Genomic DNA, 16636 nt, shown 5'->3' on the forward strand with positions numbered 1-16636 from the left:
ATGGGACATATCCTAGCCCGGATCGCATGAAGCGCAATCCGGGCCGGAGCCTGAGTGCAGTCTAATTCAGTTGGTCAGCATGATCCGGCCGACGACCTTGCCGGCGCGCAGTTCATCGATCCACTTCTGGGCATCGTCCATCGGCTCCGCCTTCATCGGCGTCGGCTTGAGCTTGCCTTCGCGGGCCAGCGCCATCAGCTCTTTGGCTTCCTCAAGCGTGCCAACCATGAAGCCCTCGATGGTCATGCGCTTATAGATCCATTGCACCATGGGCAGGCTGAACTCGCCGCCCATCAGGCCGGACACCACGATCTTGCCACCCCGCGCCACCGTGGCCACCGCAAAGTTCATGGACTTGTCATTACCAGCAAAGTCGACCACGCCATCGAAGCCGCCATCGTTCTCCTTGACCATCCGCCTGGCGACGTCCGGCTCAGCCGGATCGTAAGCGAAGGCAGCACCGTTCTTCAGCGCGGCTTCGCGTGCGGCGGGGTTGAGGTCGGCCACCGAGATCGGCTGCTTGAACATCGCCTGCGCCAATGCGAGGCCCGCCATGCCGACGCCGCCGAGACCGACCAGCAGCAGGTTGCGCTGTCGCGGCCGATCAACGAGACGCTTAAGCGCGCCATAGGCGGTGATGCCTGAGCACATCAGCGTGGCCGCCATGTTGATCGGCAGCGGATCGTAATCGAGCAGATACTTCTCGTCCGGCACGAGGACATGCGTCGCGAAACCACCGTCGAGCGACACGCCGAGGAAGCGGTTCTTGGCGCAGAGGTTCTCATCGCCCGCAAGGCAGTCGCGGCATTTGCCGCAGCCGATCCACGGGAAGACGGCCTTCTTTTTGCCGATCAGCGATTGATCGCCATCAGGACCGACTTCATCGACGATGCCAGCGATCTCGTGGCCGAGCGTAAAGGGAAGCGTCATGCCGCGGGTGGTGTCGAGCTTCTTGCCACCGCCCAGATCTGCATAGCCGTCCTGGATATGCAGGTCGGAATGACACAGCCCGCAGCATTCGATGCGGACGAGTACTTCCTTGCCTTGCGGCTTCGGTGTGTCGACGATTGTTTCGCAGAGCGGAGCGTCGAATTTCACCAGAGACTGGCGTTTCATAAGAGCCATTTTTGTTTTCCCTAGACTTCGTTGCATCCTAGCAATCACAGGATGGGGGCGAGTTCAAGGGTGCGAAAGAGCGCCAGGTTCGCACCTTCTTGCCCACGTCGCGGTCGTCTTGAGAGACTCATGTCGCGCGCATGCGGGCCCGGGCTGCGCGACGAATGCTGAGCCTTCTAAGGCGCGACCATGCGGGGGAGATTTGTTCTGGCTCGGGCTCGACCACCGCCTGCAGCAGCCGCGCATAGTCGAGGATCAGGCCGGGCGTCCATGCCATTGCTTCGGCGCGGCGTCGCAACACGCTTGCAACCCACAATTCGGGCGTGGCCACGGCCTGGAAAAATGCACGCCAAGGCCGATCGGTGCGTCCAAGCACACCTTCGAGTGCCGCATCGAGCGCGTGTGCCACGGCGGTCGAGCAGTTGCGGCTGGTGAGGTTATAGGTCGTATCAACGCGGTATGTGCGCCAGAAGTGGCGGACGCGAACGCGGTCGATGCACGTGAAACGGATATGTTCAGTGGCCTCGCACCATCCTTCTGCTTCCTCGGCATAGCTCGGCTGAAAACGGCCGGGCAGGTCGTTCTCGACGCCGGCACGCAGCACCCGGCCGAACTCGTCCGGTGCGCGATCAATTTCGACGTCGGGGTAGTGGCTGACATAGACATTGGGCGCCAGCTCGAGTGCTGCATGTCCGGTGGAGACGATGCCATTGGCGTCGACGGCTGCAATATAGCGGTCCACCAGCGGTCGGCGCCGCGCGCTGCGGCCGGGCCCTGTGGGTGTCCAGACATGCACGACGAGATCGTCCTTGCCGGCATCATCCGGCGTGGCGGGCACCCACAATGCGGTCGGAAACGCGCCGCCCACCAGCATCGAGATCGGTGCATCCGGTGGCAATCGCCGCAAGCGATTAGCCAGCAACGTCGTGCTCAACCCCGACACGATCAGGAGCGCGCCGATGTTAAAGCCGATCGTGCCCTCGTACCAAGTCGGCCACGGCTCCAGCGTGGTGGCGGCGAGCATCAGTTCGACCGCACCAGCACCGATCGCCATCCGCCAGTTCTCGAAGCGCACCAGCCAGGCGCTGACGATGCGCGCGCTACCGTCGAGTAGCAGCACGCCACCCAGCAGCATCGCGATCAACAGGTTGGAATGACGCGGCAGCGCGATGATGATAACGGCCGGTACGATCAGGATAATGGCCTTGGCGAACTGATAGGGCCGACGTTTGACGGCAAGCAGAGCAGCCAGCAGGCTGACAATGCCTTCCAGCAGCAGCAGGTAGCCGAAGTAATGCGGCCGCACGATCGTGCTGCCATCGAACGCGTCGATCACGATAGCGAGGCCCAAGGCAGCCCACAGCACGCCGATCGCGAGCAGCAACCGCCAGCGCCGTTGCACCACTTCCGCGCCCAGCAGGAGGAGCAGCAGTCGTATCATCGGTCACCCATAATCCCGGTTTTCCAGGGCCAGATATAGCCAGCGGATGATTAATGTTTTTATGCGAGGAGCTCTGCGTTCACCGTGGGGTCACGCATGCAGTCTTCAGCCGGTTCCATACCCGGTTCCACGCTCTGGTCGCGCGCCGCAGTGATCATGGCAGCGATGATCTTCGGCCTGACTTACAGCCTCAGTGCCGCATTGATCGCGCTGGATCTCGCAGAGCGCGGCTTATCTGACACATTCATAGGCGCGAATGCCGCCATGCATGCGGTCGGCGTGCTGGCTATGGCATTTGTGTTGCCAAGGTTTGCCGCGCGCGTCGGCATGCGGCGTATGGTGATCGGTGCGCTGGCGCTTGCTGCCATGGTACTTGCGCTGTTCCCGGCGGTGCCGTCGATCTGGCTGTGGTTTCCGCTGCGCATCGTGCTTGGCGCCGCGTCTGAAACGCTGTTCGTGATGTCGGAAACCTGGCTAAACAGCCTGAGCACCGACGCGACACGGGCCCGCGCCATGGCGGCCTATACTGCCGCGCTCTCGGTAGGCTTCGCGCTCGGTCCGTTTACGCTGTCCCTTGTGGGGACGCAGGGCGGGACCGCTTATTGGATCGGTGCGGGCTTCTCCATCCTTGCCTTGATGTGCCTGGCGATGCCCGGGATTGCGCAGCCGGTGTTCGATGAACCCGTGGATGCCAATCCGCTGCGCTTCATCATGCTGGCGCCGATCGCGATGGCGGCAACGGTGCTGCATGCAACGGTGGAAAGCGCTGGGCTGTCGTTCCTCGCGCTTTATGCCGTGAAGCTCGGCTGGCTCGAGACAGAAGCGACGCAGTTGATGTCGTGCATGATGGTCGGCGCCATCATACTGCAACTACCGATCGGCTGGCTCGGCGACAAGCTCGACCGCCGTCGCATGATCATCGCTTTGGCGGGGCTGGCGGTGAGCGGTGCGCTCGTGTGGCCATGGGCGCTGTTGTCGCCGTGGACGACCTATCCCTTGCTGTTCGTGTGGGGCGGTGTGTTTGTTGGCATCTATACGATCATGCTGACCATTGTCGGCAGTCGCTTCAGCGGCAGCCAGCTGGTTGGTATCTATGCGGCGATGGGACTGATGTGGGGCGCAGGCGCGCTGATCGGCCCGGTCTTCGCCGGCGCTGCGATGCAGGGACTGACGCATGGGCTGCCGATGTTCGTGGCACTCGCCTGCACATGTTTCATGTGGGCCGCGATCAGGAGCCCGACGCAGGAGATCAAGGCGTCGGCGTAACGCTCTTGGTTTTTCGGATCTCGGATAATTCGCGTGCCATTGCGACAAAACCCGACACCGGAACCGTCTCGGCACGCCGGGTAACGTCGACATCGGCAGCTGCGGCGAGCCGCTCCGGATCGACGCCGAGGGATTTCAGGCTCTGCCGCAGCATCTTGCGGCGCTGATTGAATGCTGCAGCGGCCACCTGTTCCAGCAGGCGTCGTTCGCAGGCCTCTGGCTCCGCGCGGGGAACGAGGCGCACAACCGATGACGTCACCTTCGGGGGCGGCGTGAAGGCGGCCGGCGAGATGTCGAACAGGATTTTGGTTTCGGCGCGCCAGTTCGACAGCACACCGAGCCGGCCATAGGCTTCGTCATCTTCGACCGCGACGATGCGTTCGGCGACCTCGCGCTGGAACATCAGCACCATCATGTCGTACCAGGGCGGCCACGGCTCGGTGCACAGCCAGTCGATCAGGAGCTGCGTGCCGATATTATAGGGCAGGTTGGCGACGATCTTGGTGCGCTCGCCTGATAGCATCGAGCGCGGATCGAAGGTCTGGGCGTCGCCGATGACGATCTCGAGCCGACCAGGATAGTGCGCGGCGATTTCCTTGAGCGGGCCGAGCGCGCGCTCGTCACGCTCGACGGCGATGACGCGTTTGGCGCCCGTCGCCAGCAATGCACGGGTGAGGCCGCCGGGACCGGGGCCAACCTCGATGACCGTGCAATCTTCCAGCGGGCCGGCGGCGCGTGCGATGCGTGCGGTGAGATTGAGATCGAGCAGAAAATTCTGGCCGAGCGATTTGCGCGCCTGCAGATCGAAACGTTTGATGACGTCACGCAGCGGCGGCAGATCGTCGATCCCGCTCATGCGGATTGCGTCGCAGCCATGCGGGCCGCGAGTTTCAGCGCCGCAATTAGGCTCGACGGATTAGCCTTGCCGGTGCCGGCGATGTCGAAGGCGGTGCCGTGATCGGGTGAGGTGCGGATGAAGGGCAGGCCGAGCGTGACGTTGACGCCCTCATCGAAGGCGATGGTCTTGATCGGGATCAGCGCCTGATCATGATACATGCAGATCGCGCAGTCATAGGTCGCGCGGGCTGCCGGATGGAACATGGTGTCGGAGGGCAAAGGCCCGCGTGCGTCGATGCCTTCGTTCTGCAATACGGTGACCGCGTGCATGATGAACGCCTGCTCCTCATCTCCCATCGAACCGTCTTCGCCGGCATGCGGATTGAGGCCAGCAATGGCCAGTCGTGGCCGCTTGATGCCGAAACGGGTCTTCATGTCGTTGACCACGATGCGCGCGGTGGCAGTGATCAGCGGGCCGCTCAGTTGGGCAATGGCATCGCGCAGCGAGACATGGATCGTGACCGGCACCACGGCCAGTTCGGGCGACCACAACAGCATCACCGGCAGCGGGACCTCTCCGTCGCGGGCGGCAAGCTCGGCGAGAAATTCGGTGTGACCGGGGTGGGTGAAACCTGCGCGATAGAGCACACTCTTGGCGATCGGGTTGGTCACGACGGCGCTGGCGTGGCCGGCTTCCACGTCCGCGACCGCCTGACGGATCGAGGCGATGGCTGCAGGCGCGCTGGAAGCATCAGGACGACGGGGAGGCGCGGTGACCGTCTGCCCGATCGACACCACTGGTAACGCGTCAGCAAAGGTCTCAGCAGCACCGGCGGGCGTTGCATCGGCCAGCTTGACGTCGAGGCCGAGCGTCTTGGCACGTTCCGCCATGAAGTCACGGTCACCAAGCAAATAGAACGGGGGCAGGTCGAGTTCGTGCCGACGCAGCCAGGCAGCGATGGCAATGTCCGGGCCGATGCCGGCCGGTTCGCCCAATGTCAGCGCAAGAGGTTTGGTCATGGTGCCGCCCTAAGCCAGTCGCGGCCTAAGCCGGATCGGAAATTACCGATATTCGATCATCGCCGCTTTGCGCACTTCCTGCAGGTAGGATTTCGACTTCGCTTCGAATTTGTCGGCAAACATCTTGTCGCGGACTTCCCGCTTCTTCGGGGTATCGACCTTGGTCGGCTTGCGCGCGCATAGAGCGACCATTTCGACGCCCTGACGGGTCACTTCCGGAGGCGTGAGACGTCCGATCGGGGTCTTGTCGAGCAATTCTCGCAGCGACGGCGGCAGATCGGCAGAGGTCTTGACGACCGTATCGCGGATAGTCGCATTCTGCATCGACTTGAAGGTACGGTTGGCGTCTTCGCAGCTCTGGATACGCTCGCGTAGCCCCTCGGCTTCCTTGTGTCGCGCTTCCATCATGCCGGACGCCGCACCGCGGGGCACGACCAGCACAACCGGTCGCATCTGATATTCGAACGCTTCGGTCATCGCGTCGCCGCCGGCTCCCTGAACCGCTGCATCGACTTCCTTTTCGCCGACCTGCAGGCTCTGCTTGAAGCGGCCACGGACGATGGCATTCCAAACCATGTCAGCCTTCAAGCGGCTCTTCAATGTGTCTGGGCGAATACCTTTGGATGCCAGCGACTGCACCAGCTGATCCGGCGTGAGGCGCATGCGCGAGCTCATGTTCTGAAATGCACCATCGACTTCGGAGGCGCCGGGATCAACGCTGTATTTCTTGCCTTCCTTGATCTTCACCTTCTCGTTGATCAATTCGTCGATCACGTCCTGGCGGCTGTTTGTCTTCGCACCTGACAGTGCATTCAACTTGGTGCGCTGCTCGATATCGAAATTGGTGATGGGCTCGCCATTGACCATGACGGCGACGGATTGGGCCCGAGCCGGCGATCCCGCGCAAATGAAAAGGGTAACTGCCGTCGCCAAAGTGGCTTGCAGAACGCGTCCGGAAATCATCGTACCCATCATTGTCTAAACCGCGGTGTCAAAGCTCTCTTGAAAGCAGAATTCGCATACATCGCGACGGAAAACGGAGATTTCACGGCACAAACGACCGATACTAGTAAGTGCCGCCGGTTCCGCTCGCAGACGTGGTGTTGCCAATTGTCCGCAGGCCAATCTGGAACATGACAGAATGGCTCAGAACGGGCGGCGTGCTCAGGTTACTCACGTAGTTGTAGGACGTGACATAATTGACGCCGAGCACGAAACAATCGTCCACATAGCCTGCGCCGACCGTGTACTGGTTGATCTTGTTGGCCTCGAGATCCCAGCGCGCGCCACCGGTGACCACCCAGTTCGATGCCAGTTTGATCGAGCCGGTGCCAAGAAGGCCTTCGCGGCGGGTGAGGTAGCCCAATTCCGCCTGCGGTGCGTAGTTGCCATACATCAGGCTGACCGACCAGCGGTCGAAGCTTGCGCGACCCTCCGCCTCAAAGCGCGAGATGTTGCCGGTCGCCTCGTCGATTCGCGCGCGCGTGCTGACCGTATAAGTGCGGTTCGGCGAATAGGCGAGGCTGGCGACATAGTCGGACCGCGAAGTGGCCAGTCCGGAGTTGACGCCGGTGTTGGTCGTATCGGCAACCGCGAACGAGTTCAGGCCGAAAAGTTGATAGGACTGACCGAACAGGACCTTGACCGAACCGCCACGATCGAACTGCGTGGTGGCCTGCACGCCTACGTTGGCGCGGCCGCCGCCTTCGACACGGTCGTAACCGGAGAATTTGTTGACGCTGAACAGATTGCTCGCGTCGAAGCTCATGCTCTGCGCGTCTTCGTTCGGCAACTTACCGGCGTAGGTTTCGTTCGGACGAATGATGACCTGCGCGATCGGCTCGAGGGTGGTGGTGCCCCATGGCTGAACGTTGATGAACGGATAGCGATATTCGAGGCCAACGGTCGGCATCACCCGCAGCGCGGTCGTGTCGCCGGGGGTGAGTCCCATGGCAGCGACGCCTGGTTGGTTCGAGATGGACGCATCAATCGCATCCACACGCAGCATCGCGAACGGCGTGAAGATCTGGCCGAACGAGTCCGTATAGGACCGGCGCCACTGTGCCTCGGCCGTGAACCTTGTGTAGGTGCCGGGAACGCCGTTCAACAGGCAGTTATTCCGAATAGCTAATGTATCGGCGCTCGTAGGTATGCACAGGCTGGTGCCGTCAGCAGCTAGCTTGGTCGTCGTGAACGCTGCCTGATCACGGCTCAGGCTGGTCATGTTGAACTTGTAGCTGAACTCGCCGCCGAGAATGTTCTGGTTCAGGACGTTGTTGTAATCGATCACCGGATGGATGACCGGGACCTGGCTCTGGCTGCCGGAGAAGCTCAGGTAGTAGATTGTGCGCGCATCGAAGAAGCTGCGCTTGCCGACGCCCGTCAGATAGAGCTGCGAAACGGCTTCCGTCTGCAGGTTCAGGAACGAGGCATAGGGGTCCCGGTACATCGACAGCCGGTAATCCTGCAGGAAATTGTAGTCGCTCAGTGCGACCGCATCCCAGCCCCAGACCCATTTGTCGTTCAGCGCGAACTGGCCTTTGGACTCCACGCCGCCGCGCCAATCCTTCTGGCCGACCTGACCAGCATAGGCATTCGGATCCTGTTGATTGATGCCGTAGGCACGGATCTGGTACGCACCATCCATCAGGCGTTGGCGGAATTCACCCTGGAGCAACAGGCCCTGTTTGGTCATGTAGCGCGGCGAGATCGTCGCGTCGTAGTCGGGGGCGATCGCCCAATAGAATGGGGTTTCGACACCGAAACCGTAATTGGTGTTCTGCGAGGGCGACGGCATCAGGAAGCCGGTCTTGCGCTTCACCGTCGGATCGGGCGTCGAAAAATACGGGATATAGGCGAGGGGCACGCCGAAGAACTCGATCCGGGCGTCCTCGAAATACATCATCTTTTCGGTCTGGTCGTGGATGACGCGGGCACCCTTGACCTGCCACAGCGGCGGTTTTTTCGGATCTTCCTTACAGGCGGCGCAGGCGGTGTAGACACCGTTCTGGAACACGGTGTAGTTGCCGGCGGTGCGCTCGGCGCGCGTCGCGGCCATGCGGGTCGCATCCGCGGTATCGACACGCAGCGAATCCACGAAACCGTCGCGGTAGTCGTCGCTGAGATCGAGCAGGTTAGCATAGGTGATCTTGCCGTCGGCGTCCGTCATGCGGACATTGCCTTCGGCGTGCAGGCGCTTGGTCTTCTGGTCGTAGATGACCTTGTCGGCTTCGACGGACGTGCCGTTGTAATACATCTGCACGCTGCCGACTGCGGCGACGCGCGAGTTGTTATAGTCGTAATTGACCTCGGTGGCCTGGACCAGCATCTGCCCGGTCTGGGCGGCAGGCGGCGGCTTCGGCCGGGTGGCGGGGCGATTGTAGGTGAAACTCTGGGCTCCCGCCGGCGTTGTCGTCGCGACGCCAAATGCAGTAGCAAGACCCAAAACGGTTGCGAGCACCGGGGCCAGTACGCCAGACGTGCAGAAACGGTCACTGCGCATGGTCATGCGCAGCTTCCAATCAAATGCCTGCTCACGGAGGGCGGCAAACACAGCCACTATCCGTCCTCCTGGTACAACAAGGCCAAAAAGCCGGTGAGGCCGCCCACACACACAGGCAGCCACGCCGCAGCAATCGGATGCATCAACTCAGCCTTGCTCAAATCTTCCGTAACTTTCGACAGGACGTAGAGCAGAAAGCCTGCGCCCACGCCACTCAAAACCATCTTCTGGACACCGCCCATCCGAAAGAACCTCAGGCTCACGGAAGCAGCCAGCATCACCATCGCAACCAGCAAAAACGGCTGTGCGATAAGCTTATGATACTGCAAGCGATACCCCGCCGTCGCGAAACCCGAACTCTCTGAGGATTTGATATACGAAGGAAGTTGCCAAAATGACACTGTTTCAGGGGTCGAAAAACTGTTTCTGACCTGCAGCGGGGTCAGGGTCGTGGCCAGGTACATGCTGTCCTGCTCAACCACGGGCGAATCGAGGGTGTAGCGTCGCACCCCTTTGAACAACCAGCGGCCGGGCTCCAGCGATGCCTCGCGAGCTTCGATCCGTTCCTTGAACTGGGATTCGGTGTCGAACCGGAACACGGTCAGGCCGGTCAGGCGGACGCCCTGCTGCTCGCTGCGCGCGGCATTGATGATGGATTGGCCCTCGCGGTTGACCTGGTTGATCCAGAAGCCGGAGGCGTCCTGGACGCCGCCGCCGGGCGCATCGCCGAACATCTGGGCCTCCATTCGCTTCGATTCCTCGCGCAGGTTGGCCGACAGGGGATTGTAGCCCACGGTCGCCAGCACGCCCAGGACGAGGGCGCTGGCCAGCGCAGGGGAAATAAACTGCCAGGCCGAAACGCCGGCGGCGCGGGCGACCACCAGTTCGAGCCGCCGCGATAGCGCGAGATAACAGGTCATGGCGCCGATCAGGATGCAAAACGGCATCATCTTCTCGAGCAACTGGGGCACCCGGTACAGCGACGTCTGCGCCACCATCAGAGCGGAGGCCGAGGCCAGCCCGGAGGTGCGCCTGACCATCTCGATGTAGTCGACCAGCACCAGCAGCATGAAGATACTGATGAACACGCCCAAGGCTGCCACCAGGAAGCGACCGGCGAAATATCTGCCGATGGTGTTGGTGATCATGTTCATGCGGTGGCCGGCCGTCGGAAGAGGCGCAACAACCGCTCGTTGGATCTGTTGATTGCTTCCACCAGCTTCGCCGGCGGTTCCACCACAATGCCGGCAGAGATGATCCAGAAGCTGACGCCGATCGCTGTCGCCAGCAAGGCATATTGAAGCGGTGCGGCGAAGTCCGATTTCGCTGCCACGACGGAACAGGCAAAGCCCGCCATGCGTAGGCCGAACACCGCGGCAATTGCGCTGCCCATCGAGAAGTTGCGGCTCTGCCGCGTCGTCCGTGGCGAGCCCAGGAATGCAAAGGTCAAGGCGGCAAAGGCAAGCGGATAGATCGGCGCCATCAAGCGGTCGTGCATCTCGGCGCTGAACTGCCGCGGGACCTGCTTGTAAAGCGGGTCATCCACTGGCGGCACCATCAATTCCCAGAGATATCGTTCACGAATTCCGTAGGTGACGTCTTGGCTGCGATTGGAGAACTTCGACATATCGAAAGCATAGCGGCCGAACGCTACCATGGCGGGGTCGGTCTTGCCTGTCTCGAAACGCTGCAGATTGCCGTCTTCCAGGATCAGGAACGAGCCATCCTTGTTCTTCAGCACCGTGCCATGGTCCGCGATAATGGTGACGCGCTCCTTCGGGTCGCGGCGATCGTCCACGAAGATGCCAACCAATAATCCGCCGGGCTGACGCTCCCGGACGCGGATAGTCAGGTTCTGATCGAGCTGAGCGAAGCGGCCAGGCTGCAGGATATTCGCCAGAACATCGGCCGTGATCTCGGCGTCCCAGCGCTTCAGCCGGCGCATACCATCCGGTGCTAGATATGAGCCGATGAAAGCCACGAGCAGCGATACGACCATTGTCGCGAACAGGAAGGGACGAAACAGCCGTCGCGGCGACAGGCCGGCGGCATTCATCACGATGATTTCGGAGTCGGTCGCGAGCTTGGTCAGGGTGTGGGACACCGCGATCATCAGGGCGATCGGAGCAATGATCAGAACGAGAACGGGAATCGCGAGGCTGGTGACGCCGAGGAAAGTCAGAATGGTTTGACCCTGGCTCGTCATCAGGTCGATTCCGCGCAACGCTTGCGTGATCCAGATCACGCCCGTCAGGCTGACCAGAACCACCGCAAACGACGCCAGCGTCGTGCGGAAAATATACTTGTCGATAGACCCCATCGGTCCGATCAATCCCCATTCCGGCGGTTAAAGCCGCCCGCATGCCCAATCCCGCAAGGGGACCCCCGAGGACATGCCGCGATCTTCACAAGCCCATCATCTCACTTAGCATCCCTTTGATTGGTCAACAAAATGGCCGGGGGATGGCTCGCTCAAGATATGGTTAATTATGTGCCCGATGTGTCCCTTGGGCCACTGAAATGCTTAGCAACTCAATTGGCGGCGAGGAACCGGGTTAGTCGGCAGGGCCCGTTTGTTGGCAAGACCGTCACCTAAGGTCAGAGTCGACACATTCGGACACAGGCAATGCCCGAATCGTGGTTTACGCGCGGTTTGGTTTCCCTCGGGGGAAACACAAGAAACTATCGATAAAACTATCGATCCTTGGCGGTTTCGGTCAGAACCTGTCTTGACGGTTCACGCTGCGACGACAACAAAACACTTGAACCCCGCCGCACTGACCGGATTCCGCGCCGACCCCTGCGACAGCCCTGATCTTCTGGAGGAATTTGCCATGTCCGACGCCGTCAAGGTCGGCTTCGTCCCATTTGCCACTGCTGTGCGCGGTGCTCTTGTGGTGTTCTGCGACGAAACGCTGAAATTCGGTCCTGCCGCGACCAAGGCTCTCGGGGATGCGGCAGCCACTGTGAAGCGCGCGGCTACAACCAGCAAGTTCAAGGGCAAGAGCGCGTCGACGCTCGACATCCTGGCCCCGGATGGCATCAAGGCGTCGCGTCTCATCGTGATCGGCACCGGCAAGCCGGCCGATCTGAAGGAGACCGATCTGCTGAAATTTGGCGGCGTGCTCGTCGGCAAGGTCGGCGGCAGCAGTGATGCAGTAACCGTGATCGCCGAACTCGCTTCGGGGGCCATGGCGCCGGAGCAGGCTGCATCGGTTGCCTCGGGCGCGTTGCTGCGCGCTTACAAATTCGATCGTTACAAGACCAAGAAGAAGGATGCCGACGAGACGCCCGGCAGCGTCGCGGTTTCGTTGGCCGTCGGCGACGTCGCCGCAGCCAAGAGGGCCTTTGTGCCGGGCAATCATATCGTGAACGGCGTCGTGCTGGCCCGCGAGCTCGTAAATGAGCCGCCGAATGTGCTGTTTCCCGCCGAATTCGCGCGCCGCGCCGGTGAGTTAAAGAAGCTCGGCGTCACGGTCGAAGTGCTCGACGTCAAGGCGATGACCAAGCTTGGCATGGGCGCGCTGCTCGGCGTGTCCCAGGGATCTGTGCGTCCCGGCCGCATGGTGGTGATGCGCTGGAACGGTGGCAAAAAGGGCGAGCAGCCCGTCGCCTTCATCGGCAAGGGCGTCACCTTCGATACCGGTGGCATCTCCATCAAGCCGGCCGGCAGCATGGAAGACATGAAGGGCGATATGGGCGGCGCAGCCTGCGTCGTTGGCCTGATGCATGCACTCGCGGGCCGCAAGGCCAAGGTCAATGTGGTCGGCGCCATCGGCATCGTCGAAAACATGCCGGATGGCAACGCGCAGCGTCCGGGCGACATCGTGACGTCGATGTCCGGTCAGACCATCGAAATCATCAACACCGACGCTGAAGGCCGTCTCGTACTGGCCGATGTACTCTGGTATGTGGCGAAGAAGTTCAAGCCGAAATTCATGGTCGATCTGGCGACGCTGACCGGCGCGATCATGGTCGCACTCGGTACCGAATATGCTGGCATGTTCTCCAACAACGACGAACTCGCAGAGCGTCTGTCCACCGTCGGACAGACCACTGGCGAACGTGTCTGGCGGATGCCACTCGGTCCGGAATACGACAAGCAGATCGACTCGCAATTTGCTGACATGAAGAACACCGGCACGCGCAATGGCGGCTCGATCACTGCGGCGCAGTTCCTGCAGCGCTTTGTTGACGATACGCCGTGGGCGCATCTCGATATTGCCGGCACCGCCATGGGTGCGCCGAAGACCGAGATCAATCAGAGCTGGGGCTCGGGTTACGGCGTGCGGCTGCTGGATCGGCTTGTTGCTGATTATTACGAGGCGAAGAAGTAGTCCGACACGATGACCGAGGTCCTGTTCTATCACCTGCAGAACATGACGCTGGAGAGCGTGCTGCCGCCGCTGCTCGAGAAGTCACTCGAGCGCGGCTGGCGTGTCGTCGTGCAATCCACATCAGAAGAACGCGCCGATGCGCTTGATGCGCATTTGTGGACCTATCGTGATGATTCATTTCTGCCGCACGCGACCTGGCGTGTGGCAGACGCTGCGGATCAGCCGATCATTCTCGCGATCGAAGAGGGTAATCCCAATCGTGCCCAGGTCCGGTTCCTTGTGGACAGCGCAGCAGTGCCGGCGGATGCTGACGGCTATGAGCGCATGGTGCTGGTATTCAACGGTGACGATGCCGATGCGCTCGCTGCAGCGCGAGCAGCTTGGACTGATTGTAAGGCGAGGGGCTTTACCGCCACTTACTGGCAGACCGATGAACGCGGCCGGTGGCAGCGTAAGAATTAGCTGGCGATTGGCGATCTGCTGCAATTAATGATAATTGTAGATTTCCTCACCGGTATCTGCCGCTGTGTCATGGTGGTGCCGCAAATGAATGATGTTACAGGCGCTTATCGCCTGTCTTGGGGTTGCGTAATCGTGCGACAAGAAAAGCTTCATCGAAACGGTCTTCTCGTGCTGCTGCTTGCTGCGCCATTGCTTGCTGGCTGCGCCGGCGTGGGCGGTGACGCATTCTCCACGGACCTGCTGTCCAAGGATGCCGACTGGTTCTCCAAGCCAGGTCGCGTGTTCATCAAGAATGTTTCGATTGAGACGCCGCCGCTGTCGCCTGAGCAGGCCGTCAGTCCGCAGGATCTCATCAGCGCTGACGGTGCGTGCCCGGGCATGGCGCCGCGTGATGCCAACGCGCTTGCCGATGGTACCGCAGGTGCGCCGGTTCAAACTGGCGTCGTGGCGCTCGGCCATACCGAATGCGACGTGGCGCGTGGTGCAGGCGCACCCGATAATGTCAGTCTATCGACCAGCCCGCGCGGCGATCGCGTTGCCGTGCTGACCTATCTGCGCGGTCCGCGCGCTGGCATCTATACGTTTACCGCCGGTCGTCTGACCGTGGTCGAACGCGGTCCGGAAGTTGAGCAGCCGAAGACCGCGCGTCCGAAGGCGAAGAAGCGCGCCGCGACCTGATCTTTATCGTGATGATGTCGAAGTAAGCGACGGCTGCGTTTTCAGCCGTTCGCTTCTTCATGCAGAGAACTCGCGCTAAGCCATTGCTCTTCAGCGCGTTGCAATGCGTCCGCCGCAGCGGCGCGCGCTTTGGTGAGTTGCGTGGCCTGCTTCGGATCTTTCTTGAACAGGTCAGGCAATGCGAGCGCAGTATCGATCTTGGCGATGATGGCGGTGATCCGCTCCATCTCGGATTCTGCTTCGGCGACCTGCTGCTTGAGCGGGACCTTCTTTTCTTTAGGCTTCGCCAGTTTTTCGCGGTCCGTGTTTGCGCGGTCGCGTGTCGGCGTGCGCATGCCGCGGGCTTGCATGACGACTTTGCGATAGTCGTCAAGATCGCCGTCGAAATTGGTGACGGTGCGGTCAGCCACGACCCAGAGCTGGTCAGCGCAGGCCTCGATCAGATAGCGATCATGGGAGACCATGATCACTGCGCCGGGGAATTCGTTGATCGCCTCGGCCAGCGCTGCGCGGCTGTCGATATCGAGATGGTTGGTCGGTTCGTCCAGAATGATCATGTTCGGACCGTAGAAAGTCGCGAGCCCCAGCAGTAGCCGCGCCTTTTCGCCGCCGGACAGGCTTTTTACGATCGTATCCGCGGCCTTGCCGGAAAAGCCGATATTGCCGGCACGCGCGCGGATTTTCGATTCCGGCATGTCGGGCATCAGCTTGCGCACGTGATCATAGACCGAGTTGTCCATCACCAGCTCGTCGAGCTGATGCTGGGCAAAGTAAGCAATCGACAGTTTGTCGGCGCGCGTAATCGATCCCGAAAATGGCTTCAGCTTGTTTGCCAGCAGCTTGACCAGCGTCGACTTACCGTTGCCGTTGGAGCCGAGCAGGGCAATGCGATCCTCGGTATCGATGCGGAGTGTCACCTGATTGAGTACCGGCTTGCCGGGCTCATAGCCGACCGACACATTGTCCACCGCGAGAATCGGCGGCGACAGGATCTTCTCGGGCGCAGGGAAGACGATCTCGCGCACGTCTTGCGTTACTAGCGCCGAGATTGGCTTCATGCGCTCAAGCATCTTTACGCGCGATTGTGCCTGACGTGCCTTGGAGGCCTTGGCCTTGAAGCGATCGACGAAGTCCTGCAGCCGCTTGCGCTCGGCTTCCTGACGCTTGACGTTCTTGGCGTCGAGCGCCTCTTTGTTGGCGCGGAACTCTTCGTAATTTGAGTAAGTCCCGCGATAATGCACGAGCTTGCCACGGTCGAGATGCAGGATCTCGTTCACCGACGTATCGAGCAGGTCGCGGTCATGGCTGATGACGATGACCGTGCGCGGATAGTTGGCGAGATGATCCTCGAGCCACAGCGTGCCTTCGAGATCGAGATAGTTGGTCGGTTCGTCCAGCAGCAACAGGTCCGGTGCCGAGAACAACGTGGCCGCAAGCGCGACGCGCATGCGCCAGCCGCCGGAGAATTCGGAACAGGAGCGCAACTGGGCTTCAGCCGAAAAGCCAAGGCCGCTCAGAATCGCTGCGGCGCGAGCGGGCGCGGAATGCGCATCGATATCGACAAGGCGGGTCTGGATGTCGGAAATGCGCTCCGGATCGGAGGCGGTCTCGGCTTCCTTCAGCAGTGCGTCGCGCTCGAGATCGGCTTTCAAGACGACGGAGATCAGGCTTTCGGGGCCGTCCGGCGCCTCCTGGGCGAGGCTGCCGATACGCCAGCGGGGCGGAATCGAAATACTTCCGGTTTCGGTGGCCAGATCGCCGCGAATGGCGTGAAAAAGTGTCGATTTACCGACGCCGTTGCGGCCCACGAAACCCACGCGGGCTCCCGGCGCAATCTGTACCGTGCTCTCGTCAATGAGCAGGCGTCCGGCGATCCGGATCGAAATGTCTGTGATGGAAAGCATGCGGGGTTGTCACCGCTGCGACGCACAAAGGCAACCCCGATTTGCTCGCTGCTGGTGCGCGGAAGGTCAATTA

At 61.3% G+C, this 16636-nt stretch carries 13 protein-coding genes; 4 read left to right on the plus strand and 9 right to left on the minus strand.

Features of this window, described 5'->3' with window-relative positions:
• Positions 1-66 precede the first annotated feature (66 nt).
• Together BLW80_RS12965 and BLW80_RS12970 are read right to left on the minus strand one after the other, a co-directional pair.
• The gene (locus tag BLW80_RS12965) at positions 67-1125 is read right to left on the minus strand and encodes an alcohol dehydrogenase (RefSeq protein WP_093758299.1); all 1059 of its coding nucleotides are present in this window, start codon (positions 1123-1125) and stop codon (positions 67-69) included.
• A gap of 118 nt (positions 1126-1243) precedes the next feature.
• Entirely contained in the window at positions 1244-2557 is a 1314-nt protein-coding gene (locus BLW80_RS12970) for an HdeD family acid-resistance protein (protein WP_139285821.1), read from the minus strand.
• A 96-nt stretch (positions 2558-2653) separates the two neighbouring features.
• Here BLW80_RS12970 and BLW80_RS12975 point away from each other — a divergent pair, with 96 nt between their 5' ends.
• Complete coding sequence (locus tag BLW80_RS12975) at positions 2654-3823, plus strand: MFS transporter (RefSeq protein WP_093758300.1); 1170 nt, start codon at positions 2654-2656, stop codon at positions 3821-3823.
• Here BLW80_RS12975 and rsmA read toward each other — a convergent pair.
• The 6 genes from rsmA to lptF all read right to left on the minus strand — a co-directional run bounded on the left by rsmA (position 3807) and on the right by lptF (position 11502).
• A complete protein-coding gene (rsmA, locus tag BLW80_RS12980; RefSeq protein WP_093758301.1) occupies positions 3807-4679 on the minus strand; it encodes a 16S rRNA (adenine(1518)-N(6)/adenine(1519)-N(6))-dimethyltransferase RsmA in 873 nt (290 codons plus the stop codon). The two genes, BLW80_RS12975 and rsmA, sit on opposite strands and share 17 nt — an antisense overlap.
• The gene (gene pdxA / locus BLW80_RS12985) at positions 4676-5680 is read right to left on the minus strand and encodes a 4-hydroxythreonine-4-phosphate dehydrogenase PdxA (RefSeq protein ID WP_093758302.1); all 1005 of its coding nucleotides are present in this window, start codon (positions 5678-5680) and stop codon (positions 4676-4678) included. The genes rsmA and pdxA overlap by 4 nt, the downstream gene beginning before the upstream one ends.
• A gap of 42 nt (positions 5681-5722) precedes the next feature.
• Complete coding sequence (locus BLW80_RS12990) at positions 5723-6652, minus strand: SurA N-terminal domain-containing protein (RefSeq protein WP_502688613.1); 930 nt, start codon at positions 6650-6652, stop codon at positions 5723-5725.
• A gap of 94 nt (positions 6653-6746) precedes the next feature.
• On the minus strand, positions 6747-9188 hold the full coding sequence (locus BLW80_RS12995) for an LPS-assembly protein LptD (RefSeq protein ID WP_093759056.1): 2442 nt from the start codon (positions 9186-9188) through the stop codon (positions 6747-6749).
• Positions 9189-9238: 50 nt separating this feature from the next.
• The gene (gene lptG, locus BLW80_RS13000) at positions 9239-10336 is read right to left on the minus strand and encodes an LPS export ABC transporter permease LptG (RefSeq protein ID WP_093758303.1); all 1098 of its coding nucleotides are present in this window, start codon (positions 10334-10336) and stop codon (positions 9239-9241) included.
• Complete coding sequence (gene lptF, locus BLW80_RS13005) at positions 10333-11502, minus strand: LPS export ABC transporter permease LptF (protein ID WP_089263952.1); 1170 nt, start codon at positions 11500-11502, stop codon at positions 10333-10335. The genes lptG and lptF overlap by 4 nt, the downstream gene beginning before the upstream one ends.
• 514 nt (positions 11503-12016) lie before the next feature.
• Between lptF and BLW80_RS13010 the strand changes: the two genes are divergently transcribed.
• The 3 genes from BLW80_RS13010 (at position 12017) to BLW80_RS13020 (ending at position 14659) form a co-directional block, all read left to right on the plus strand.
• Complete coding sequence (locus BLW80_RS13010) at positions 12017-13519, plus strand: leucyl aminopeptidase (RefSeq protein WP_093759057.1); 1503 nt, start codon at positions 12017-12019, stop codon at positions 13517-13519.
• Between the two features lie 9 nt (positions 13520-13528).
• Positions 13529-13981 (plus strand): DNA polymerase III subunit chi, encoded by a 453-nt coding sequence (locus tag BLW80_RS13015; protein WP_093758304.1) that lies wholly within the window; start codon positions 13529-13531, stop codon positions 13979-13981.
• 84 nt (positions 13982-14065) lie between these two features.
• Positions 14066-14659, plus strand: coding sequence for a hypothetical protein (locus BLW80_RS13020; protein ID WP_246297406.1), 594 nt, complete (start codon positions 14066-14068; stop codon positions 14657-14659).
• Positions 14660-14700: 41 nt separating this feature from the next.
• Here BLW80_RS13020 and BLW80_RS13025 read toward each other — a convergent pair whose 3' ends face one another.
• On the minus strand, positions 14701-16563 hold the full coding sequence (locus tag BLW80_RS13025) for an ABC-F family ATP-binding cassette domain-containing protein (RefSeq protein ID WP_093758305.1): 1863 nt from the start codon (positions 16561-16563) through the stop codon (positions 14701-14703).
• Positions 16564-16636 lie beyond the last annotated feature (73 nt).

Source organism: Tardiphaga sp. OK245 (assembly GCF_900108575.1).
Taxonomy (GTDB): Bacteria; Pseudomonadota; Alphaproteobacteria; order Rhizobiales; family Xanthobacteraceae; genus Tardiphaga; species Tardiphaga robiniae.

What these genes read in the sequence shown, in the direction of transcription:
- BLW80_RS13025 (WP_093758305.1), bottom strand. Translation starts at nt 16,563, where the DNA reads ATGCTTTCCATCACAGACATTTCGATCCGGATCGCCGGACGCCTGCTC.
- BLW80_RS12995 (WP_093759056.1), bottom strand. Translation starts at nt 9,188, where the DNA reads ATGACCATGCGCAGTGACCGTTTCTGCACGTCTGGCGTACTGGCCCCG.
- lptG (WP_093758303.1), bottom strand. Translation starts at nt 10,336, where the DNA reads ATGAACATGATCACCAACACCATCGGCAGATATTTCGCCGGTCGCTTC.
- BLW80_RS13010 (WP_093759057.1), top strand. Translation starts at nt 12,017, where the DNA reads ATGTCCGACGCCGTCAAGGTCGGCTTCGTCCCATTTGCCACTGCTGTG.
- BLW80_RS12990 (WP_502688613.1), bottom strand. Translation starts at nt 6,652, where the DNA reads ATGGGTACGATGATTTCCGGACGCGTTCTGCAAGCCACTTTGGCGACG.
- rsmA (WP_093758301.1), bottom strand. Translation starts at nt 4,679, where the DNA reads ATGAGCGGGATCGACGATCTGCCGCCGCTGCGTGACGTCATCAAACGT.
- BLW80_RS13015 (WP_093758304.1), top strand. Translation starts at nt 13,529, where the DNA reads ATGACCGAGGTCCTGTTCTATCACCTGCAGAACATGACGCTGGAGAGC.
- BLW80_RS12970 (WP_139285821.1), bottom strand. Translation starts at nt 2,557, where the DNA reads ATGATACGACTGCTGCTCCTCCTGCTGGGCGCGGAAGTGGTGCAACGG.
- BLW80_RS12975 (WP_093758300.1), top strand. Translation starts at nt 2,654, where the DNA reads ATGCAGTCTTCAGCCGGTTCCATACCCGGTTCCACGCTCTGGTCGCGC.
- BLW80_RS13020 (WP_246297406.1), top strand. Translation starts at nt 14,066, where the DNA reads ATGAATGATGTTACAGGCGCTTATCGCCTGTCTTGGGGTTGCGTAATC.
- BLW80_RS12965 (WP_093758299.1), bottom strand. Translation starts at nt 1,125, where the DNA reads ATGGCTCTTATGAAACGCCAGTCTCTGGTGAAATTCGACGCTCCGCTC.
- lptF (WP_089263952.1), bottom strand. Translation starts at nt 11,502, where the DNA reads ATGGGGTCTATCGACAAGTATATTTTCCGCACGACGCTGGCGTCGTTT.
- pdxA (WP_093758302.1), bottom strand. Translation starts at nt 5,680, where the DNA reads ATGACCAAACCTCTTGCGCTGACATTGGGCGAACCGGCCGGCATCGGC.